Source organism: Streptomyces sp. NPDC030143 (genome assembly GCF_055573695.1).
Genome location: NZ_JBVIAY010000003.1, coordinates 54,221 through 76,920, shown reverse-complemented (window position 1 = coordinate 76,920; position 22,700 = coordinate 54,221). Strand labels below are relative to the sequence as shown.

The 22,700-nt window shown below is 70.4% G+C and carries 13 protein-coding genes; 8 read left to right on the top strand and 5 right to left on the bottom strand.

From position 1 onward, the window contains the following. Window positions 1–241 precede the first annotated feature (241 nt). The gene (locus ACZ4YY_RS06545) at window positions 242–1,489 is read right to left on the bottom strand and encodes an MAB_1171c family putative transporter (RefSeq protein WP_468284496.1); all 1,248 of its coding nucleotides are present in this window, start codon (window positions 1,487–1,489) and stop codon (window positions 242–244) included. Beyond that, window positions 1,486–2,100, bottom strand: coding sequence for a toxin-antitoxin system, toxin component family protein (locus ACZ4YY_RS06540; protein WP_468284494.1), 615 nt, complete (start codon window positions 2,098–2,100; stop codon window positions 1,486–1,488). Before ACZ4YY_RS06540 ends, ACZ4YY_RS06545 begins: the two co-directional genes overlap by 4 nt. A 191-nt stretch (window positions 2,101–2,291) precedes the next feature. On the opposite strand from ACZ4YY_RS06540, the gene ACZ4YY_RS06535 reads away from it, so the two are divergent. The 3 genes from ACZ4YY_RS06535 to ACZ4YY_RS06525 all read left to right on the top strand — a co-directional run bounded on the left by ACZ4YY_RS06535 (window position 2,292) and on the right by ACZ4YY_RS06525 (window position 5,414). Further along, on the top strand, window positions 2,292–3,233 hold the full coding sequence (locus ACZ4YY_RS06535) for an extracellular solute-binding protein (protein WP_468284492.1): 942 nt from the start codon (window positions 2,292–2,294) through the stop codon (window positions 3,231–3,233). Window positions 3,234–3,377: 144 nt separating this feature from the next. Next, on the top strand, window positions 3,378–4,898 hold the full coding sequence (gene arfA, locus ACZ4YY_RS06530; RefSeq protein WP_468284490.1) for an arabinosylfuranosidase ArfA: 1,521 nt from the start codon (window positions 3,378–3,380) through the stop codon (window positions 4,896–4,898). A gap of 54 nt (window positions 4,899–4,952) precedes the next feature. Further along, window positions 4,953–5,414, top strand: coding sequence for an RrF2 family transcriptional regulator (locus tag ACZ4YY_RS06525; RefSeq protein WP_468284488.1), 462 nt, complete (start codon window positions 4,953–4,955; stop codon window positions 5,412–5,414). Between the two features lie 19 nt (window positions 5,415–5,433). Here ACZ4YY_RS06525 and ACZ4YY_RS06520 read toward each other — a convergent pair whose 3' ends face one another. Further along, window positions 5,434–6,111 carry a macro domain-containing protein gene (locus ACZ4YY_RS06520; protein ID WP_468284486.1) on the bottom strand — a complete coding sequence of 226 codons (678 nt, stop codon included), beginning with the start codon at window positions 6,109–6,111 and terminating at the stop codon, window positions 5,434–5,436. A 121-nt stretch (window positions 6,112–6,232) separates the two neighbouring features. Here ACZ4YY_RS06520 and ACZ4YY_RS06515 point away from each other — a divergent pair, with 121 nt between their 5' ends. Then, the gene (locus ACZ4YY_RS06515; RefSeq protein ID WP_468284485.1) at window positions 6,233–7,852 is read left to right on the top strand and encodes an ADP-ribosyltransferase domain-containing protein; all 1,620 of its coding nucleotides are present in this window, start codon (window positions 6,233–6,235) and stop codon (window positions 7,850–7,852) included. Between the two features lie 378 nt (window positions 7,853–8,230). Then, window positions 8,231–8,881: a DUF4360 domain-containing protein gene (locus ACZ4YY_RS06510; protein WP_468284483.1), complete on the top strand. Its 651-nt coding sequence runs from the start codon at window positions 8,231–8,233 to the stop codon at window positions 8,879–8,881. Window positions 8,882–9,154: 273 nt separating this feature from the next. Here ACZ4YY_RS06510 and ACZ4YY_RS06505 read toward each other — a convergent pair whose 3' ends face one another. Both ACZ4YY_RS06505 and ACZ4YY_RS06500 read right to left on the bottom strand, forming a co-directional pair. Further along, window positions 9,155–9,559, bottom strand: a complete 405-nt coding sequence (locus tag ACZ4YY_RS06505) for a hypothetical protein (RefSeq protein WP_468284481.1) — start codon at window positions 9,557–9,559, stop codon at window positions 9,155–9,157. Window positions 9,560–9,579: 20 nt separating this feature from the next. Then, the gene (locus ACZ4YY_RS06500; RefSeq protein WP_468284479.1) at window positions 9,580–16,515 is read right to left on the bottom strand and encodes a polymorphic toxin-type HINT domain-containing protein; all 6,936 of its coding nucleotides are present in this window, start codon (window positions 16,513–16,515) and stop codon (window positions 9,580–9,582) included. Window positions 16,516–16,811: 296 nt separating this feature from the next. Between ACZ4YY_RS06500 and ACZ4YY_RS06495 the strand changes: the two genes are divergently transcribed. The 3 genes from ACZ4YY_RS06495 to ACZ4YY_RS06485 all read left to right on the top strand — a co-directional run bounded on the left by ACZ4YY_RS06495 (window position 16,812) and on the right by ACZ4YY_RS06485 (window position 22,691). Then, window positions 16,812–19,931 carry an FG-GAP repeat domain-containing protein gene (locus ACZ4YY_RS06495; protein ID WP_468284477.1) on the top strand — a complete coding sequence of 1,040 codons (3,120 nt, stop codon included), beginning with the start codon at window positions 16,812–16,814 and terminating at the stop codon, window positions 19,929–19,931. A 349-nt stretch (window positions 19,932–20,280) separates the two neighbouring features. Beyond that, on the top strand, window positions 20,281–21,279 hold the full coding sequence (locus tag ACZ4YY_RS06490) for an arabinan endo-1,5-alpha-L-arabinosidase (protein ID WP_468284475.1): 999 nt from the start codon (window positions 20,281–20,283) through the stop codon (window positions 21,277–21,279). Then, window positions 21,261–22,691 (top strand): family 43 glycosylhydrolase, encoded by a 1,431-nt coding sequence (locus tag ACZ4YY_RS06485; protein ID WP_468284474.1) that lies wholly within the window; start codon window positions 21,261–21,263, stop codon window positions 22,689–22,691. Before ACZ4YY_RS06490 ends, ACZ4YY_RS06485 begins: the two co-directional genes overlap by 19 nt. The last annotated feature ends 9 nt before the right edge of the window (window positions 22,692–22,700 follow it).

The window sequence follows — 22,700 nt, the reverse complement described above, 5'->3', positions numbered from 1 at the left end:
CCGACCCGTGCGACGCCGCCCCCCGCACGCCGCCCACCGACGCCGCACGCTCCCCACCCGGGGACGCCCCCGGTGCGCAGATGGTGAAGAACGCCTGCGAAATCCAGCCTTTGTCGGCTCCGCCGGCCGACCGCCCCCGGGCCCGGTGCGCGCGGGCCGCCGCTCCCCTCAGCGGTCCTCGTACGAGGAGCACCTGATCAGGCCGCGCGGTCGGCCCGGGCGGGCATCGTGCGAGGACCCCTCAGGACGAGGCGCGCACCTCTCCGCCCGCGCAGGCGCGGGCCAGGTTCCGTACGGCCCGCAGGTCGTCGCCGCGGCGCAGGGCCCGGGAGACGGCGCCGATGTCGCGCAGGAGGTCGGTGGTGTCGGGGGCGGTGTCGCCGTCGCGGTCCCGGTCGCGGGCTCTGGCGTCGACGGCGTCCAGGACGGTCACCGCGGCGGCCAGGGCCTTGGCCCGGTCCGGGGAGTGGCCGAGGGCGACGGCGGCGTCGTGCGAGCGCCGGCGCAGGTCCTCGTCGACGAAGCGGGCCAGGGACAGCAGGGCGTCGCGGATGAACGTCTCCCGGCGGATGAGCCGCAGTTCGGGCGTGCTGCGCAGGACGAAGGAGACTCCGCCGCCGTGCCCGGTCCTCACCAACAGGTACAGCGGGCGCAGTTCGCGGTGGGCGAGCCGCACCCGCCAGCGGTCGTGCAGGTACTGGCCGGCGTGCGGAAGGATGAAACCGACCGCGATGAGGACGGCGGACAGACAGGCCAGCGGCGGCGCCACGGCGGTGCTCAGCCAGTCCAGGTCACGGTCCGCCCAGCGGGCGCCGACGGCGGTGAGCTTGGCCGCGTCGAAGACGAGCTGGAGCGCGTAGCCGGCGCCGAGGAACTTCAGGCCCCAGCGCAGCCAGGCGTCGAGCCCGTCGGTGCGCACCCAGTTCCACACCAGCCCGTTGGTGACGAGGGCGGCGGTGGTGTGCGCGAGGAGGTACAGCAGGATCAGCTCGCGCATGTACGGCGTGTTGGCGTAGTAGGTGTCGATGTCCCGCAGCCGCTCCTCGGGCACCTCGGCGAGCGCGAACAGCACCCACAGCGCGACGATCACGCAGGCGTAGACGCCGATGACCCAGCGCATCGCCGAACGGGTGCGCGCAGAGCGGTCGGACAGTCCGTGGCGCCAGGTGATGATCAGCAGCAGACAGGACCCGCAGAACGCGGTGAGCAGCGAGTACACCCAGGGCGCGGAGATGTTGGGCACACCGGTGACCCGATTGACCCAGGCGATCGTGGACGGCGCCACGAACACGAACACCGCGCAGGCGAGCAGCAGCAGCCCGCCGACCGCGCGCAGCAGCGGGTCGGTCCAGAGCCGGATGATGCTGGGCAGTTTGATCGCGAGGGCGGCCGCCAGGATCCCGGCCGGGATCCACCAGAACGTCGGGTAGAACTCGTGGACGAACTCGGTGGGGGTGAGCGCCAGGTGGGAGGCGGCGGCCGTCCTCATCGGCGCCCCGAGCGGCCGCGGCCGCGGTAGCCCAGGGACCGCTGGAGCGGGTCGAGGGGCCGTCCGGTGTCGTCGGAGCCGGCCAGCAGCGGCCGCAGCGCGGCGGCGAGCCGGTGGCCGAAGTCGTCGGCCTCCGCCTCGTCCCGCTCCCGGGAGCCGTCCCGGGCCGCGACGGTCAGGGCGATGTCGTCCCAGCCGGGCCGCCCGGCCAGGGCGTGCGCGGCGGCCGTGCCGACGCCGTGATGGTGGTGGCGGTGGCCGGCGTGCAGGTGCCACAGCTCATGGCCGAGGATGACCAGCTGCTGGAGCTCCTCGGCCCGCTCCTCGACGATGACCAGGTCGAAGTCGTGGAACTCCACCCACAGTCCGGTCACCTCGAACGCGTCGGGGAAGCGCTCGAAGCGCAGTTCGACGGGACGCCCGCCGCGCAGCGCGGACATCTCCTCGCACAGCGCCCGGGCCACCTCCCGCACCCCGGCCGGTCGCCGGGACCGGGCCCGCAGCGCGGCGCGGAGATCACCGGTCAGGTCGCGCATGGCCGGCCCGCTCCTCGGGCGCCGCAGCGCCGAGACGAGCCGGGTCGCCCTGCCGCGCGCACCCGCGAAATCCATCGGCTCCCCCTTCTCACCGCCCTGTGGCGGCGGGTCCGAGCCTACGCGGCGAGGACAGTCCGCGGCAGAACCATTCGGCGAAGGATTGGCGGAACCATTGCCGTGACCATTGACGCGGAAAGCGCTTCGATTTTACGGTCCCGTTCGAAGTTGCGAGCGAAATTCGAAATATCGAACAGTTAGGGCGGGCAATGGGACGACCTGGCCTGAACCGCAGGCACTTCATGGCCGCCGCCGGACTGACCGTCGCGGGCAGCTTGGGCTTCGCGGCCCTCGGCACCGGCGTCGACGCACTCGCCTCCACCGCGCGCACCCGGGTCCGCTACTGGAACCTCTTCCAGGGCGGCGACGGCGCCAACCAGGTGGCGATGGTGGACGCCTTCCGCAAGGAGTACCCCGACATCGCCGTCAAGGACTCCACCCTCACCTGGGGCGGCCCCTACTGCACCAAACTCGCCATGGCCGCGGCCGGCAACCGCGCCCCCGACCTCGCCGTCATGCACCAGGGCCGCGTAGCCGGCTTCGCCCCGGGCCGCCTCCTCGACCCCTGGGACGTGGACCTCCTCGCCCGGTACGGCGTCCGCGAGGCCGACTTCAACCCGGTGCTGTGGCAACGCGGCATCGTGGACGGCGCGTTGTACGCGCTGCCCCTGGACATCCACGTCCAGCTGAACTTCTACCGCACCGACGTCTGCGCCAGGGCCGGCCTCCTCGACGCCGACGGCCGCCTGCCCGCCGCCACCTCCCCCGACGAGTGGTTCGAGATCCTCGCGACGGCCAGGAAACAGCTGGGGAAGGGCGTGCAGACCCTCGGCCTGCACGCCAACGACCAGAACCTCGCCTGGTGGTTCACGATCGTCCTGCCCCTGTCCAAGCCGTCCCTCTCAGCGGTCGGGATCTTCACCTTCATCGCCTCCTGGAACAACTTCCTGTGGCCCTACATGGTGACCAACGACCCCGACCTGATGACCATGCCCAACGGCATCGCCACCGTGCAGAACGCCTTCGGCATCGTCTGGCCCCAGCTCATGGCCGGCGGCCTCGTCGCGGGCCTGCCGCTGATCGTCGTGTTCGTCTTCTTCCAGAGCCAGATCGTGCGGGGCGTGGCCCACACGGGCCTGGCCGGGCAGTAGCACGCACCCCGCACCGAACGGCGAACGGCCGGCCGCCCCCCAGGGACCACCCGCACCACCCGCACCACTCACGACCGGGACCACCCGCACCACCCACGAACGCCCGCACCCGGCAACACACCGAAACCACCCCGAAGGGACCCCATGTCCAAGAAGGCCCGCTTCACCCTCGACCCCGCCTTCACCGTAGGCCAGGTCAACCCCCGCCTCTTCGGCTCCTTCGTCGAACACCTCGGCCGCTGCGTCTACACCGGCATCCACGAACCCGGCCACCCCACCGCCGACGCCGAAGGCCTGCGCACCGACGTCCTCGACCTCGTCCGCGAACTCGGCGTCACCGTCGTCCGCTACCCGGGCGGCAACTTCGTCTCCGGCTACAAGTGGGAGGACTCGGTCGGCCCCGCCGAGGACCGCCCCCGCCGCCTCGACCTCGCCTGGCGCTCCACGGAGACCAACCGCTTCGGCCTGTCCGAGTACATCGCCTTCCTGAAGAAGATCGGCCCCCGGGTCGAGCCCATGATGGCCCTCAACCTCGGCACACGCGGCGTGGCCGAGGCCCTCGAACTCCAGGAGTACGCCAACCACCCCTCCGGCACCGCGCTCTCCGACCGGCGCATCGCCCACGGCGACAAGGAACCCTTCGGCATCCGGCTCTGGTGCCTGGGCAACGAGATGGACGGCCCCTGGCAGACCGGCCACAAGACGGCCGAGGAGTACGGCCGGATCGCCGCCGAGACGGCCCGCGCCATGCGCCAGATCGACCCGACCGTCGAACTGGTCGCCTGCGGCAGCTCGAGCCAGTCGATGCCGACGTTCGCCGAGTGGGAGGCGAAGGTCCTGGCGGAGACCTACGACCTCGTCGACCACATCTCCCTGCACGCCTATTACGAGCCGCACGACGGCGACATCGACTCCTTCCTGGCCTCCGCCGTCGACATGGAGTCCTTCATCGAGAACGTCGTCGCCACCTGCGACCACGTCGGCGCGCGGCTGAAGTCCAAGAAGAGGATCAACCTCTCCTTCGACGAGTGGAACGTCTGGTACCTGTCGAAGTGGGAGGAGCACTCCCGCACCGCCGACCCCCGCGACTGGCCGGAGGCCCCCCGCCTGCTGGAGGACAACTACAGCGTCCTCGACGCGGTCGTCTTCGGCTCGCTCCTCATCGCGCTGCTCCGGCACGCCGACCGGGTGACCGTGGCCTGCCTCGCCCAGCTCGTCAACGTGATCGCGCCGATCATGACCGAGCCCGGCGGCCCGGCCTGGCGGCAGACGACGTTCTTCCCCTTCGCCCAGGCCTCCCGCCACGGCCGGGGCGAGGTCCTCGACGTCCGGGTCGACTCACCGACGTACGAGACGAAGAAGTACGGCGAGGCGGACCTCCTCCACGCCACGGCGGTCCGCGCCGAGGACGGCACCGTCACCGTCTTCGCGGTCAACCGCGGCCGCACCGAGCCACTGCCGCTGGAGGTGACCCTGGGCGGCCTCGGCCTCACCCGCCTGGTCGAGCACAGCGTGCTGGCCGACGCCGACCCGGACGCCCGCAACACCCTCGCCGACCCCGAGCGGGTCGCACCGCACGCCGGAGAGGGCACGACGGTCACCGCCGACGGCCGGCTGACGGCGACCCTGGAGCCGCTGTCCTGGAACGTGATCCGACTCGCCTGAGCGACTCCGACTCCGGTGCGCCGTCTTCCGGCGGCGCACCGGACAATGGTCGCCATGAGGATCTCGGCACGGGCCGACTACGCCGTACGGGCGGTACTGGAGCTCGCCGTACGGCAGGGCGGCGACGACCCGGTGAAGGCGGAGACGATCGCCGCCGCGCAGGCCATCCCCCACAAGTTCCTGGAGGGGATCCTCGGCGACCTGCGGCGCGGCGGGATCGTCGCCAGCCGGCGCGGCGGAGGCGGCGGCTACCGCCTGGCCCGTGACGCGGCGAGCGTCACCGTCGCGGACGTCATCCGCGCGGTGGACGGCCCGATCGTCTCGGTCCGCGGCGAACGCCCCACCGGTCTCACCTACACCGGCTCCGCCCGGCCGCTGCTCCCCCTGTGGATCGCCCTGCGCGCCAACGTCCGCCGGATCCTCGAGGGCGTCACCATCGCCGACATCGCCGCCGACGCCCTCCCGGAACCGGTGAGGGACCTGGCGGAGGAACCGTCGGCCTGGGAGAACCCTTGAACCGGACGGGCGGACGCGGTCAGCGGCGGGAAGCGGAACGCTTCGGCGGGGCTATGCGGACCCGCTTCTCCTGGGGCGCGCTCTCGATGTCGTCGAGCTGCGCGACGATCGTGCGGCGCAGGTCGTCGTAGTCCTCGAAGCTGTGGTCGGTGAACAGCGTGTAGCCCGTCCACATCAGGTTGGCGCACACCCGTGCCGGCACCCGGCCGGTCCGGGCGCCCATGCCGACCAGCGCCACCGACGCGATGCTGCCCGGCGCCGCGTCGTTCTGCCGGTGGATCGCCTGGAACGCGGCGGCGCACGCCAGCGCCACGTTCAGCGTCTCGCTCACGTTCTGCGAGGACTGCTCCATCGTCGGCGTCGAGATCAGGAACCGCGGGTTGACCGCCCCGGACGGGACGCACACCGCGCTGCCCACCGGAAGCCGCCCCTCGAACCGGTCACGGATCGCCCGCTGCACGCGCAGCTGTATGCCCGCTCCGAGGTGCCGCTTGATGACCGCGTCCACCCCGCCGTTCATCAGTCCCCGCGCGTTGGTCGGGCTGACCCAGGCGTCGACCTCCGCGTCGAGGATCGAGCCCTTGCGGATCTCGATCCCGGGAGTGTCGGCGAACGCCGCCCGCCAGGCCTCCACCACACCGGTGTCGACGTCGGTCAACACGACCTTCAGCGGCGCCTGCTCGCGGTTCACGGTCATCGTGCACTCCCCGTTGAGAATCGGTCCTTCCACCACCCACGACGCTACCTCCCGCCACTGACAACGCAGTTGGGCGAGCGGTCCGGCCGGGTTGTCGGACCCCGCTGCTAGCCTCCCGGCCATGATCGACGCCAACGCTCCCGCCCAGCCGGACCCGAACGACCCGCTGGCCCTCGCCGAACTGTTCGAGGGCGGCGGCGAACCGTGGCTTCCACTGCTGAAGCCGGTCATCGAGGCACAGCCGAACGCGGCCGCGTTCATCGGTCCGGGCCGCGGGCAGGACGTCGTGCCCGTCCGCGAACTCACCTTCCAGGCGCTCAAGCCCCACCCGCCGCACAAGTGGAAGGTCGTCGTCTTCGGGCAGAACCCCTACCCGCGGCCGGAGAGCGCCACCGGCATCGCCATGTTCGACAACACCTTCCACGACTGGAAGGACGCCCAGTTCGGCAGGGTCGTCAGCATCCGCTGCATCATCAAGGCGGCGGCGATGTGGAAGTACGGCATCCCGAAGAAGACGCCCATCGCCGACATACGCGCGCTGCTGAGGAAGCAGGAGACCGTCCAGCCGCCGGAATGGTTCCAGGCGATGCTCACCCAGGGTGTCCTGCTGCTCAACGCGGCCCTCACCGCGAGCAGCGACGGACCGAGGGGATCCGACCCGCACACCGCGTTCTGGCGTCCGGTCGCCGAGCGGCTCGTCGAGGAGATCCTCAAGGCCAAGCAGGACGCGGAGGACGAGGAGGACCGCGGTGTCGTCTTCGCCTGGTGGGGGGCGCACGCCCGCAACCTGAAGAAGGTCGTCCTCCAGCTCCAGAAGAAGTACCCCGGGGTCGAAGTCCGGCACATCGACCACCCGAACCCGGCCGCGCAGGGCGACATCTTCTGTGACGGCGACCATTTCGCCATGGTGAACGACGCGCTGGCCTCGCTGGGCGCCGACGAGATCGACTGGCTGCCGAGCAAGGGCTGGGACCGGCGCGCGGCCCAGGACGGCGGCACCGGTGGCGACGTCGCGGAGCGGATGGGCGCGTTCATCGCGTCGACCATGGAACTGCACCAGCTGTATCTGGAGCGGCTCGCCGGCGTCAAGGACGAGGGCCTCGTCCTTGACGCGATCACCGGCGTGTTCGACACCCCCCTCATGGCCTTCCGCGACGCCGTCTCCCCGGTGGCCGCCCTGCTGTCCGGCCTCGACCGGCACGTCCAGCGGTCGCACGACTTCGGAAAGCTGCGGGCTGACGAAGCGGTCGCCGGCCTGTCCGCCGACGCGATCGCCGCCCTGTACCTCTACACCTGCGAGTCCGCGTTCTACCGGGAGATCAACGCCGTCCTGCGCTCCCCGGACCGCTCGAAGGTCGCCCCGTACCTGCCCTATCTGCGACTGCTGTTCTCGGCGGTGTCGGCGCTCCCCGTCCGCACCGAACCGCTGTGGCGCGGCGTGCCGCTGGACCTGCGGGCGCAGTACCCGGTCGGACGGACCGTCACCTGGTGGGGGGTGTCCTCGTGCACGTCCCAGCTCGGCGTGGCCCGGGGGTTCCTCGGCAGCCGCGGCAAGCGGACCCTCTTCGAGGTGCAGCCCGCGCGGGCCGTCGGCATCCGCAGCTTCTCCGCGTTCACCGGTGAGGAGGAGTACATCCTCCTGCCGGGCACACAGCTGAAGGTGACGGACGTGAAGACCGAACGCGGCGGCCTGTGCACGGTGAAGCTCGCCGAGTCGGAGGAGCAGCCGCTGGTGTCCTGACCGGCCCGAGTGGGAGCGAACCGAACCGGACCGGACCAGACCGGACCGGGCGGAGCCGGGCCGGGTCTGGTGAAACCGGGCTGGTCCGGGCGGTGCCGGTCCGTGACCTGACCTGACCTGACCTGGCCTGACCTGAGCTGATCTGAAATGACCTGACCGGACCGGAACCGACGGGGCCCGTGAAGCGGATCCCGAGCGGACGGGGTGTGAACGGGCCGGGGTGAATGGCCGGAGTTCCCCCTGGGCGCGTCCCAGGCGGCTCCCTACGATGCGATCGCCCCGGTTCTTCACAGCAGCTTCATTGATTCTTCACACGGGGCCGCTGTGAGGGGGCGGGCGCATCCACCCCCCACCGATCCCACCGAAGGGGAGAGACCCATGACAGCTGGGCTGCTCCTGGGCGGCGCCGTCGCCGCTCTCGTCACTGCCGCACTGCCCGCGCACGACCCGTCCACCGGGTTCGTCGACCCGCCCCCGGACAAGATCGTCATCAAGGTCGCCACGGTCAACGGCTCCGGCTGCCCCCGGGGCACCGCGGCGGTCGCCGTCTCGGAGGACAACACCGCCTTCACCGTGACCTACAGCGACTACCTCGCGCAGGTCGGCGGCAACTCCGACCCCACGGCGTTCCGCAAGAACTGTCAGCTCAGCCTGGTCGTCCACGTCCCGCAGGGCTTCACCTACGCCATCGCCAGCGCGGACTACCGGGGCTTCGCCTCGCTCCAGCCGGGGGCGACCGCGGTGCAGCGCGCCTCGTACTACTTCCAGGGCTCGTCGAGCACGGTGTTCAAGAACCACAACTTCTCCGGCGCCTACAACGACAACTGGCAGGCCACCGACACCACGGACTGGGCCCAGCTCGTCTACGCGCCCTGCGGAGTCCAGCGCAACTTCAACATCAACACCGAGCTGCGGGTGAACGCCGGCACGTCCTCGCCGAGCAAGGTCAGCTTCATGACGATGGACTCGACCGACGGCGACATCAGCACCGTCTACCACATGGCGTGGAAGGAGTGCCCCGGCAAGTGAGCGCAGGGCCGCCCGCACCGGCGGGCGGGCCCTCCCTCGGGACGCGTCAGCCTCGCTCCACCCTCGGCGTCAGCGTTCCCGCGGACCCGGCCGAGGGCGGGGTGCCCAGCTGGGTCAGGGTGAGCAGGCCGGACGCGGCGCACGGTGAAGGAGCTGTCCGTTCGGCACAATGGCGGGCCGTCACGCAGCGTGCAGGGCGGCTTCGCGCGCACCGGGAACGGCGAAGCTCCCGGCCGACTGGCTGTCGGCCGGGAGCTTCGTTCCTCTCGGGCGCTATGCGATCCGGTGCAGGACGCCGCCGGGATAGCGGTCGACCTCACCGACCCTGGAGAACAGGGACGGTGCGTCGATGGGACATTCAGCCATGGCCCATGACGGGGTGCCCGACAGGATGAGCCCCTGTCCGTTCGCGGACTCCAGCAGAAACGTGTAGTCCGGGTCCTCTTCGATGCCGTACTTCGCGGCCACCGCCTTCACCTCGTCGGCGGAGGAGGGCTTCCGGATGGTGAGCCCCCTCATCGTCGAACGGAGGAACATGACGTCGACATGGCCGGCGGACACCTCGATACGCGGGCCGGGCTCCAGGCCGAGACGCACATCACTGCGCAGGAGCAGGGTCCGGTGCGTGACCGAGTAGTCCCAGACCTTGAAGAGCCGGTCCGGCTGGCTGAATTCCATGTCCTGTCCTTTCACCGGCCTCACCCGAACGGGTTCACGACCCCCTTGATCTCCCGGCCTCCGGAATACCACCTGATCGAACTCCACTGGCGGTTGCCCAGTCTGACAGCCCGTTCCACCGTGCTCATCTCCCACGCGGTGCCGTTGGTCGGGCCGGGCAGTTCCTGACCCGGACCGATCCCGAACTTCCGTCCGCGGAGCACGGCCGTGTGGAACGCGTTGGCGATGTGGCGGGGGTCGTCGTTCGCCCCCGGCATCCCGTCGAGCGTGATGGAGAGGGTCACGTTCTCGTCCCTCGCGGCGTTCATCACGCCCTCCATCCACTTCGGGATGCCTGCGTCACTGACTCCGGCGTACGCCCTCCCGTTGTAGGTGTGGGCCTGGGAGTCGCCGCCCTCGCGGAGCTGCTGGGCGAGAGGGTCGGAGTGTTCCTGGATCCCCAGAACGACGCTGTCACAGTTGTGAGCGAGGACCGGTGCCGCACCGACCAGCACGTAGTACGTGTGGACGTCGGTGACGGTCAGGTTGTGAACCGTCGCCTTCCGCGCCGTCCAGGCCTCGACCGCACCGATCTGGATCCAGGTGCCCGAGGACGTCTGGAGCCACTGACCCGGCTTCAGCTCACCGGCGTCGACCCACTCCCGCAGGGACGGCACCCAGAAGGGGTGACCGGCCGTCGCGGTGACGGTCGTCGCCTGCGCCTTGGCGGAGGAGCCGTCATGGACCGTCAGCGTGATCCGCACCAGGTCCTTGCTGCCCTTGCCGATGATCGTCGCCGTCGCCGTCTGGACGGAGGTCTTCCCCGTCCTCGGGTCGGTGGCGAGGACCTTGTCGCCGGCCTTGACCTTCTCGATCGGCTTGGTCGAGCCGTCGGCCATCAGTACCCGGGTGCCCGGAACGAAGCTGTTGGCCTCGCACGCCTGGTTCTTGGCCTCGTCCTTGGCCGACTCCTTGGCCTCGTTCCGCGCCTCCTTCGCGATCTTCTTCGCGGCCCGTGCCACCTGCGACGGCTTGGGCCTCGACTTGGGCTGGGAACGCGGCTTGGCACGCGGCTTGGGACGGGCCGCCGCCTTGCGTGCCGCGGCACGGCGTGCCGCCGCCTTCCTCGCCGCCGCCTTGGCCGCTCGGGCCCTCGCCTGGGCTGCCGCCCTCCTGGCCGCCGCCCGTTTGGCCGCCGCACGGGCCGCTGCCCGTTTGGCCGCCGCTCGTTTGGCCGCCGCGGCCTTGCGGGCCGCCTCACGGCGGGCCTTCGCCGCAGCGCGCTTCGCCGCCTCGATCGCCCGCTTGCGGGCCAGGGCCGCCGCCCGACGGGCCGCCGCCTGAGCCGCCTTGCGCGCCGCGATGATCGCCGCCCGACGGGCCGCCGCGCGGATCGCCGCCTGGATGGCGATACGGGCCGCGATACCGATCAGCACCGGGAAGAACGCCCCGGACGGGTCGGAGAAGGTGGCGGGCGCGTTGTTGCTGTAGGCGTACGGGTTCATCGTGGCCGGGTTGCCGTAGTCGACCATCGGGTCGACCGTGAGGAACCGGCCTGTCACCGGGTCGTAGTCACGGACTCCCAGCCGGGTCAGCCCCGTGTCCTTGTCGACCGTGCCGCCGACGAAGCCGCTCTGTCCGGGCCACGTCGTGGGCTGCTGCCCCCGAGCCTCGCCGAACGGCAGCGCCTTGCGGCGGGTGACGCCCATGGCCGGGTCCATCATGTCCACGACCGTGTGGGACGTGCCGTGGTGGTCGGCCAGCATGATCTGCCGGACCCCGCCCGTCGCACGGACCGTCGTCGATCCGTCCGGATGCGGGTAGAACCGTTCCGCCCTGGCGGTGGTGTTGTCCGCGCTGACGGTCAGCTCCGCCTCGGCGAGGTAGAGCGTGCGGCTGCCGTCCGCGCCGGTGCGGATCAGGCGTCCGCCGTCCGCGCCGTAGAGGTACGACGTGGTCTGCGTGCCGCCGCCCTCGACCGGCTGGGTCACCTTGCGCAGCTGGCCCTCGACGTCGTACTCGAGCGTCTGCTGCGTACCGCCGTGCTGGCGTCCGACGGTGTTGCCGGCCGCGTCGTAGCGGAAGGTGTTGAGGCGCTCGCCCTGCGGGCCGACCGATCTGATCTCGGCCAGCGCGTTCGGGCCGCCGACGCCCTCCTTCCCGTACAGATAGGTGCGGGTGACGTCCTTCGCGGTGTCGCCCGTCGGGTCGTGCTCCACGAGCTTCTTGCGGTTGCCCGCGGTGTCGTACTCGAACGACTGCCAGTACGCGTCCGGACCGCCGACGGTGTCCTTGGAAGGAGCCGCCGTACAGTCGTCCGCCGTCTTCGACGTCCAGGCAGAGGTCATCTGCCGCAGCTGGTCGTAGACGAAGCACTGGGTGTCGGTCCTGCCCGCGTCGGGTGCCGCGCTGCCGGGCACGTCGGTCACCTTGGTGACGTTGCCGGCCTCGTCGTACCCGTACCGCGTCTCGCTGATGCGGACGGGAGAGACGTCCCGGTCGAAGGTGGCCGTCTGGAGGCGGCGGGTGAACTCGTCGTAGACGTACGAGCCGTACACCTTCTTGCCGGCCGGACCCGCGTCCGTGCGCAGGATCTCGCCGAACGCCGAGTACTCGACGTCCGCGAGGTACGTGGACGCGCCGCCGATGGCGATCGGCAGGCCGTCGGAGTTGTAGCGGAAGACGACCCGCTCGGTCACCAGACCGCCCACGCCCGGCACCTGCACCCAGGCGAGGTGACCGGTCGGGGTGTACTCGTACTCGTACTCGTACGTGCCCGCCAGGCCGATCTCCTCTTCGGGGATCACCGTCTTCGTCTTCTTCACCCGGTAGGCGTCGTCGTAGGCGGTGACCTCCTCCCGGTACTCACGCCCGTTCTCGTAGCGGATCTCCGCCGTGGGCAGGCCCTTGCCGAGGGTGTCGTACGTCCACTCCACACGCTTGGGCCCGTCCTCACTGCCCTCACGCACGGAGGTCGGACGGCCGGCCGCGTCATAGGTGGTGTACAGCGCCCGCTTGAACGGGTCGACGGTCGCGATCACGTTGTCCGAGGCGTCGTACCGGATCTCGGTCCGTCCGCCGTCGGGCTCGACGACCGCCGTCTGACGGCCCCGCTTGTCGTACTCGAACGTCGTGGCGGCGCCGCCGGGGGCGGTCACCTTCCACAGGTTGTCGAGGTCGTCGTACTCGTAGACGGTGTCCCGCCACTTCGTACGCTCGGCGTTGGTGTATTCGCGCAGCCGCTCCACGTGGCCGTCGGCGTCCTCGAAGGTCGCCGTGACCGTGTCGCCCTTCGGCGGGATCGTCGTGGAGACGTCACCGTCGCGGACGGTCGTCGTGCGCAGCTTCTCCGTGCCGAGGTAGTACGTGACCTCCGCGGTGGGCTGGCCCAAGCCGTCGAAGGTGATGCGGTTCTGGGACGGGACCTCGTTGTCGACGGCCTCCCAGAGCTTCGGCTCGGGCTCCAGCTTGTTGTAGTAGCCGTCGTTCTCCTTCCACTTGCGGCCCGCGCTGTCGTAGTAGGAGTCGTTGATGATCCGGCCCGCGCCGATCGCCTCGTCCTGCGTCTGCCGCTCGCGCAGCAGGCCGTCGAGGATCTCGTACGAGACGGCGTACTCGCCGTTGTCCTTCAGCGTCCGCGAGGTGACGACCGTCGGGTCGTCACGGCTGACGGCGTAGTCGTACGTGGCGGTCGGGCTGTCCTTCGCCGGGTCGCGGTCGATCTCCCAGACCTTCAGGAGCCGGCCCAGCGGGTCGTACTCCATGGTGGCCGACTTGCCGTTGGCGTCGGTCTCCTTCTTGGGCAGACCGCGGGTCTCCTCGAACTCCGTGGTCTCGGTGTGGCCCAGCGGGTCCGTGGAGACCTGCCTGGTCGGGCGCGCCACCGTCTTCGGGGTGAACTCGACGGACGTCTTGCGGTTGTCCGCGTCCCACGTCGCGACCTCACGGCCGTGGATGTCGTACTGGGTCTTGTCGATGGTGACGTAGCCGTCGCCCGTGCCGTTCAGCTCCTGTACCTCGGTGGGCAGACCCTTGGTGGGGGCCGCGCCGAAGGCCAGGTTGTCGTAGAGCGTGCGGGTGTCCTCGACGACCTCGCCGCCCGTGGTGCCGCAGGCGCCGAGCGTCGTCCTGTCGCGGGACTCCGACTCGATCAGGTACGCGGAGACGTTGCGGGCGTAACTCACCGTGGAGCAACGGACCTTGCCGCCCGGCGTCTTCTCCTCGACCTGGTACGGCAGACCGTAGCTGTCGTACTTGGTGGTCTCGGTGGAGGTGCGCCAGGTGGCGCCCTTGACGTGGTCGCGGGTGGTGACGGTCTCCGGGCGGGCCATCCACGCCTCGAGCGCGGTGGTGCCGGCACGCTTGCGCGTGGCCGTCTTCACCGCCCAGGGGGTGGTGACGGTCGCCGAGTCGATCGCGCCGCCGTCGGACGCGTAGGTGATCTGCTCCAGCAGCTGCCCCTGGTACTGGGGCAGGTCCGGGTGGCTCGCGCCGTCACTGGTCTCCACGGCCGACGACCGGGTGCCCGAGGGCATCTTGTCGCCGTGCAGGCCGCGGAAGTAGCGGTGCTCGGTGAGCTGCTTGACGTCGTCACCGGCGCCCTGGCGGGTGCGCACGCGCTCGTAGCCGCGGAACTGCGACCACGTGCGGTGCTTGTTCTCGGTGAACTCGCTGTCGTCGTACGCCCACGCGGCGCCGCCGATGAACTCGTAGGAGGTCACCTTGGCGGGGCTGTCGGCGACCAGGTCCTCTTCGCTGACCTGGGTGACGACGTACTTGTGGAACCAGTCCTTGACCGGTGCCGTGGCCCCCTTGGGAGTCCAGAACTGCGGGAAGCAGCGCATGGTGTTGGACTCGGGGGACGCCGGCATCCGCTTCGGCTCCAGGGCCTGGCAGTCGCGCGGCGAGTAGGTGATGCCTATCCGGCCGCCGGTCTCGGTGTCGATGGCGTGGATCCGGTACCGGGAGAAGGGCGGCAGGCCCTCCACCTTGTCGACCCGGTTGTCCATCTGGAGGCCGGCGAAGGAGACCTTCGGCATGGCCGCCGTGCCGTTGGCGCCGTGGCCGGTGCGGGTGATCGACTCCAGCCACAGGGCCGGCGAGGTGCCGTCACCGGTGGGCGGGTAGGTCTGCTCCAGTGCCCAGGAGTCGACCGGCTTCAGGGCCGTGCCGACGAGCACACTGGTGCTGATCCTCGTCAGGCGCTTGGTCGACCAGAACGTCGGCGAGAACTTGTCGGTGCACTTGGCCCCGGAGGCGCACTCCTGGTCCAGGGGCGTGTCCGGCCAGTTCTTCGCGTTGGCCGCGGTCCGCTTGGTCTCGGCGCAGTCGAACGCCGTGGTGATCAGGCAGCGTTCGGCCAGCGTGAAGTCCACCCGGCCGGCCGGCAGCACGCCGAACAGCTTGTCGGAGCGCAGGCCGTAGTCGATGCGCTGCAGCTCCGCGGCCCGCGTGTAGGCGATCTGCTGGTCGGCCTTCATGTTCTGGCCGTAGAAGTTGGTCCGCTTGGTCCACCACAGGGTCATGGCGTCGCCCAGCGGGTCGACCACGTAGTCCAGGTTCCAGCGGTAGGCCTGGGCGCAGTCGGAGTCCATGAACGCGCTCGCGTGGCACGGCTCCTCGGGGTGGTTGCCGAACACCGGCACGGTGAGCGCCGAGTTGGTGACCGTGCCGTCGGGGGCGCCGGGCAGCTTGTTCAGGCCGAAGTGGTACTGGGTGCCGTCGGTGGTGGTCAGGACCCAGTACTCGCCGGTCTTGGTGCCGTTGGCCGCGCCGGACTTGTGCTCGAGGCGCGAGCCGTCGTCGTCGGCGGGACGCCACTCGTCGGTGCCGTCCTTCTTGACGAGTTCGGTGGTGTTGCCGCCCAGCGACATCACCACGTGGTCGGAGCCCCAGCACAGGTCACCGCTGTCACCGGTGTTGTTGGGCTTGACCTCCTCTCCCTTGGAGTTCTTGATCGGGGCCTTGTCGTCCGAGCAGGAACGGTACTTCCGCTCGATGTAGCCGGGCTCGTAGTCCCAGCCCTCGGCGATCCAGGAGGACTGCGCGTTGGTGGAGGCCGTGCGGCCGTCCACCGCCTGCGAGGAGTAGGACAGCTCGACCTCGGGCTGCGGGCCGCCGGGGACCTCGGGCGCCTCGATCGGGTACGTCCAGGAGAACCCTCCGGAGGACGAGCCGGCCATCCAGGAACCGGACGGCGACAACGAGGTGGCCTCGTGGCTGCCACCGGGACCCGAGGCGGCGGCCGCCGCGGCGAACACGGTGGGCGCGGCGGCCAGGTCGGCGGTGCCGGAGACCGTCTTCGCGGCCGGGTCGTTGGCCCCGGGCAGCGGGGTGCGCGTACGGCAGGACTCCAGCTCGGGCGTGGTCAGCGCACAGGCCGGAAGGCGGTAGAGCCGGAGCCGGGAGCCCCAGTCACCGCCGTAGGTGTCCTTGATCGACGCGTAGTCCAACTCCAGTTCGACCGAACCGGAGGCGGCGGGAGCGAGTCCGCTCTTCGCGGGGGCCGCGGTGAACAGCACGCCCTGGACGCCGGCCCTGCGGGCGGCGGCCTCGTCCTTGACCTGGACCTGGACGGCCGTACCGGCCTCGGCGACGGCCTGCTTCGGGGCCGGGCCGCTGCTGCGCAGGCCCCTGCGGGCGCTCGCGGCGGGTGTCTGACGGGCCTTCACCACGCCGGTCTTCACGGTGGTGGAGCCCTGGGAGCCCTTCAGGCCCGGGGTGGCGCCGGTGGTCAGCGGCGCACGCTGGGGCAGTTTGTCACGGCTGTCGGTCACCAGCGTCGTGAACGTGTCGGCCGCGATCGAGCCCGCGGCGGGCTTGAAGCTGCCCGTGGCCTGGTCAGGAGCCTCGGGGCGCTTCTTGGTGAATTCCCTTCCGGGAACCGAGCGATCGGGTTTCACATCGGAGATCCGGGTGCTTCCGTCGGCGGCGCTCGCGTCGTCGGGTATCAGTCCGACGAAGAGAACGAGCCCCACGAAGAGGGAAACGGATCTGTGCCAGTGCCCCAAATACCTTAACTGTCTTATTAGTTGGTCCACTAACGGACCTCCCCCTCACTCTGAGTGACCGAGTGTTGAACGGTCAGACAGTAAGCGCTCGCGATCACCCGGGCAAGTAAAGGCAGGGCAATGCGACAATCCCCACTTCTGCTACCGGTGAGCAAAGAATTCCCTGTGTGACGTGTACTGTTCGGCGTCGCGGCCCTGCGTCCAAGGGTTCGCAGCGACCCCGGAAGGGGCTCGCACGGCATCGACTCCGGGGGGATTCGCCCATGCCAGACACATCCCGAAGACAGCGCCGGACCAGGCGCTCGGCGCGGGCCGCGCTCGTCGCGGTGCTCGCCGGCGGGACTCTGGGGCTGACACCGATCACACCGCTCACCGCGACGGCGGCGGACACCGACTCGACCACGGTGACCGCAGGCGCCGAGGAGCGGGCACTGAAGCAGGCCGCACAGACCGGCGAGCCCGTGGAGGTGGTGTCGGCCCGCACCGAGACCAGCGAGACACACGCCTTACCGAACGGCAACCTCCGTCACACCCAGCACACCCAGCCCGTGCGCGTGAAGCGCGAGGGCGTCTGGACCCCGGTGGACACCACGCTCACCGAGACGGCCGGCCGGATATCGCCCAAGGCGGCGCCCGGCCGCGTCACCTTCTCCGCCGGCGGCGACAACCGCCTGGTGACCCTCGCCGACCAGGGCGGCGAACTGGCCCTGACCTGGCCGACAGCCCTGCCCGAGCCGGTCCTCGAGGGCTCGACCGCGACCTACCCCGAGGTCTTCCCCGGGGTCGACCTCGCTGTGAGGGCGGGGCTCGACGGTTTCAGCCAGGCGCTGATCGTGAAGACGCCCGAGGCGGCCGACCGGCCCGAGCTGAACCGGATCGGCTTCGGGGTCCACGCCGAGGGCCTCGACCTGACCAAGGATGCCGAGAACGGCACGCTCCGGGCGGTCAACGCGGCCGGCCGGACCGTGTTCGCCTCCTCCACGGCCCGCATGTGGGACTCCTCCGCCGAGCCGGAGCAGGCTCCGGCGGCCAGGACCGCCCCGCGCGGCACGCGCGCGGTGCGCTCGGCCCCGGTCTCCGACCCCTCCCCGCTGACGCCCGGCACCAAGAGCTCCGAGGTGGGCGTCCAGGTCACCGACGAGCAGATCGTCCTGACGCCGGACCAGAAGCTGCTGGACGCGCCGGACACCGAGTTCCCCGTCTACATCGACCCGCGCATGACCGGCACCCGCGAGGCTTGGACGATCGCCTACAGGCCGCATCCGAGCAGCAGCTACTGGAACGGCACCGGCTGGGACGGCGGCAAGACGAGCGAGGCGCGCGTCGGCTACGAGTCCAAAACGGGAGGCCTGGCCCGGTCCTACTTCCGCGTCGGTTCCAAGTTCCTCGCCGGCGTGAAGGTGATCGACGCGCAGTTCCAGATCACCGAGACCCACGCGTGGTCCTGCACGCCGAAGCCGGTCGAGCTGTGGCTGACCGGTGCGATCTCCTCGGCGACCACCTGGAACAAGCAGCCGGCCCTGAAGACCCTCCAGGACAGCCGCAACTACGCCCACGGCAACGAGGAAGTGGGCTGCGCCGCCAGCGCGGCGGTCGAGTTCACCGCCAAGGACGCGGCCGTCAAGGCGGCGGCCGGCAAGTGGTCCAACATCACCTTCGGTCTCAAGGCGCCGGACAAGGCGGAGGAGAGCAAGGACGAGTACAGCTGGAAGAAGTTCAAGCCGGACGCCAAGCTGATCGTCGAGTTCAACCGTCTGCCGAAGGCCCCGTGGGCCCTGGACACCGTTCCCAGCACCAAGGTGAGCGCCACCGAGTGCGGCAACGGCTCGTCCTACGTCACCGTCGGCAACACCGACGTCACGCTGACCGCGCAGGTCTGGGACCAGGACGGCGGCAAGGTCAACGTCCAGTTCCACCTGTGGGCGACCGGCAAGCACGACACCGCGCCCGGCATCATCTTCGACAAGAGGGTGCAGGTCACGGTCAAGGCCGGCGACTCCAAGGGCGCACAGGCGCGGGTGGTCGTGGGCAAGGACCTGCTGACCCGGCACATCGGTGCCAGCAACGGGCAGTTCTCCTGGAAGGCGCAGGCCGAGGACACCGCTGACGCGGCCTTCGCCTCCGACTGGACACCGACCAAGGGCGCCCCGGGCTGCCGCTTCGGCTTCGACCCGAAGGCCCCGACCGTGATGCCGGCCGTCGACTCCAAGGACGACCTGTTCCCCGAGACGACGGCCGACATGGAGCCGGTCGAGGGCGCGCTGGCCCGCACCAAGGGCGTGTTCCAGTTCGGCGCCAACGGCGAGACGGGCGCGACCGAGTACCTGTACGGACTGGACCGCACCCCGCCGAGCAGCTCGGCCAAGCCCACGACCAAGGGCGGCCCGGCCACCGCGGAGGTCACCCCGCTCACCCCGGGACCGCACACGCTGTACGTGCGGATCGTGGACACGGGCGGCAACCCCGGCCCGATCTACCCGTACCGCTTCTACGTCAAGAGCCCGGGGGTGACGGACAAGCCCGGTGACGTCAACGGCGACGGCCTGCCCGACATGTTCGCGGTCGACGGCACCAACAACCTTCGGCTGTACGGCGGCACGGGCGACGGCAAGGTCGCGACGATGATCCCGCTGTCCTCCGGAGGCGCCTGGAACGGGGTGCTGATGACGCACCGGGGCGACTGGACGGACGACTTCTACGAGGACCTGGTGGCACGCCACTCGGACGGCAGGCTCTACCTGTACCCGAACAACGGACAGGGTGAGTTCACCGCCGACACCCGGGAGGAGGTGTACGTCTACCCGGACGCGGAGACGGAGGTGTCGACCGACCCCGCGACGATCAAGCAGATCGTGTCCGTGGGGGACATCACCGCCGACTCCGACGCGCACTACCCCGACTTCGTCGCGGTCATCGGTGACCAGCTGTGGTTCATGCAGGGCCACTTCGGCGGAATCGACTCGGGGTACCTGATCGGCGGCTCGGGCTGGGGCAACATGCAGCTCGCCTCGCCGGGTGACGTCGACGGGGACGGTTTCACCGACCTCATCGCCCGCAACACCACCAACGGCGAGCTGTGGGTGTACCACGGCCGCAGCCCGGGTGACGCGGACGAGGACGGTGTCCCCGACGGTGGCACCGACCCGGCGTCCCTGGGCACCGCCGAGAACCGCACGGCGTACGCCACGGGCTGGACCACGACGGCCCGCCCGCAGCTGACCGCCACGGGCGACTCCAACGGCGACGGTGTCCCGGATCTGTGGACCACGACCGCCAACACCACGGCGGGTCTGGAGTTCGTCCCCGGCCGCAGGACCGGCCTGGTCGGTCCGCCGACGGTGGTCGGAGCGGGAGGATGGCAGGCGATCAAGCGGATCTCCTGACCCCTTTTCCCGAGGACAGACCCGACCGGGGCCGGAGCGACACGCTCCGGCCCCGGTCGGCCGTGTGGGGGGCGGATGCCGATGCGTGAACCCGGCCTCCGCCACTGCGCGAGCCGTCGACGCGCCAGGGGTTCGACTCCACGGTCCGGTCCACGACCCCAGCAGCCGGATCGCCGCCCACCGTCGGCTGGAACTCCCCCCGTTCGGCCGGGCGGACGCACACCGCGTGGTTCCTCGCGTTACTGCGCGAGCCATTGACGCGCCAGGGGTTCGACTCTACGGTCCCGTCCGATGACGCGAGCGCTGTTCGGCATGACGAACGGCGATCCCCCACCGAAGGAGCGTCCGCATGAGCCGTACCTCCCGCACCTCGCGCACGTCACCCCTGTCCCGCAAGGCCGCCCTCTTCTCCCTCCCCGCAGCCCTCCTCCTCGCCCTCACCCCCTCCGCCGCCACCGCCTACCCCGGCCCCGGCAACGTCACCGGTGCCACCGTGGTCCACGACCCGACGATGATCCGCACCTCCGCCGGCCGTTACCTGCTGTACGCCACCGGGGGCGGACTGTCCTACCGGACCTCCACCGACCGGGTCGCGTTCGGCGCGGGCGGCGACGCGTTCCCGACGAAGCCGGGCTGGTGGTCGTCGTACGGGGCGACCGAGGCGTGGGCGCCGGACATCTCCTACCAGGGCGGCAAGTACCTGATGTACTACGCCGTCTCGACCTTCGGGTCGAACCGGTCCGCCATCGGGCTGGCCACGTCCGGCACCGGTCTGCCGGGCTCCTGGAGCGACCAGGGGACCGTCTACACCTCCACGACCTCCAGCGACTACAACGCCATCGACCCCAACCTCTTCGTCGACGACGACGGCCGGTGGTGGCTGTCGTTCGGGAGCTGGTGGACGGGGCTGAAGATGATCCAGATCAATCCGGCCACCGGGAAGCAGCTGCCGGGCAGCACCACGCGGTACTCCCTCGCCTCCCGCCCCACAGGGACCAAGGCCGTCGAAGCGCCGTTCATCGTCAAGCGGGGCGGCTACTACTACCTCTTCGCCTCGTACGACACCTGCTGCGCCGGCACCGGCTCCACCTACAAGGTCAAGGTCGGCCGCGCCACCAGCGTCACCGGGCCGTACCGCGACAGGAACGGCGTCGCGCTCATGAACAACGGAGGGACGCCCGTGCTGGAGTCGCACGGCCGGTACATCGGCCCCGGCGGCCAGTCGATCACGAAGGACTCCGACGGCGACCTGATCGTCTACCACTACTACGACGGCAACGCCAACGGCACCCCCAAACTCGGCATCAACCTACTGAACTGGAGCACTGGATGGCCCGTCGCCTACTGACCCTGTTGACCGCGCTGTTGCTCGCCCTCTCGCTCGGGCAGTCCTCCGCGAACGCGGCCTCCTTCGCCAACCCGGTCAAGACGCAGAAGGGCGCCGACCCCTGGATCTCGTACCACAACGGCAACTACTACCTGGTGACGACGAGCTGGACCGACGTCATCACCATCCGCAAGTCCGCGACCCTGGCCGGGCTCGCCACCGCGCCGAGCGTGCAGGTGTGGAAGGGTGACGCGCCCTCGCGCTGCTGCAACATCTGGGCACCGGAACTGCACTTCATCAACGGCCGTTGGTACCTGTACTACGTCGCCGGGCAGAACATCACCGACTACAACGCGACCCAGCGGACGCATGTGCTGGAGAGCGCCGGGTCCGACCCGATGGGGCCGTACACCTACAAGAACCAGCTCAACTCCGCCTGGATGTTGGATCCGACGGTCGCCACCATCAACGGGCAGCTGTACCTCTTCGGCAGCCTGAGCGGCGGCACGCAGAACCTCGTCGCCGCCCGTATGTCGAACCCGTACACCCTCGCCACCGGCTTCTCCACCGTCTCCACGCCGACCTTCGACTGGGAGCGCAACGGCACGGTCAACGAGGGCCCGGAAATCCTCCAGCGCGGCGGCAGGACCTTCCTGATCTACTCGGCGAGCGGCTGCTGGACCCCCGACTACAAGCTCGGCCAGCTCACCCTCACCGGTTCCGACCCGCTCGCGGCGTCCTCCTGGACGAAGAAGTCCACGCCGGTCTTCCAGCGCAACGACGCGAACAGCGTCTACGGCCCCGGCCACAACGGCTTCTTCACCTCACCCGACGGCACCGAGAGCTGGATCGTCTACCACGCCAACGACGCGGCCTCGGACGGCTGTGACAACGGGCGGACGACGAGGGCGCAGAAGTTCACCTGGAACGCCGACGGCACGCCGAACCTCGGTACGCCGGTCCGCCTGGGCGCGAGCCAGACGGGACCGTCGGGGGAGCCGTCCACCGTGTCCACGACGTACACCCTCACCAACCGCAACAGCGGCAAGTGCCTCGACGTGGCCGGGGGTTCGGCCGCCGACGGCGCCAACGTCCAGCAGTACACCTGCAACGGCGGCGCCAACCAGCGCTGGCGGATCGAGGACCTGGGCGACGACACCAGCCGCCTGGTCAACGTCGCCACCGGCAAGGTCCTCGACACCGCCGACTGCTCCACGGCCGACGGCGCCGACCTGCGCCAGTGGAGCTGGCTGAACAACACCTGCCAGCGCTTCCGGTTCCTGGCCACCGACAGCGACTACGTCCGCGTCGTCAACCAGGCCACCGGCAAGGTCGCCGACGTCGCCGGCTGCTCGACGGCCGACGCCGCCGACGTACGGCAGTGGACCTGGCTCAACAACGCCTGCCAGCAGTGGCGGCTGAACCCGGTCTGAGGCCCGGGG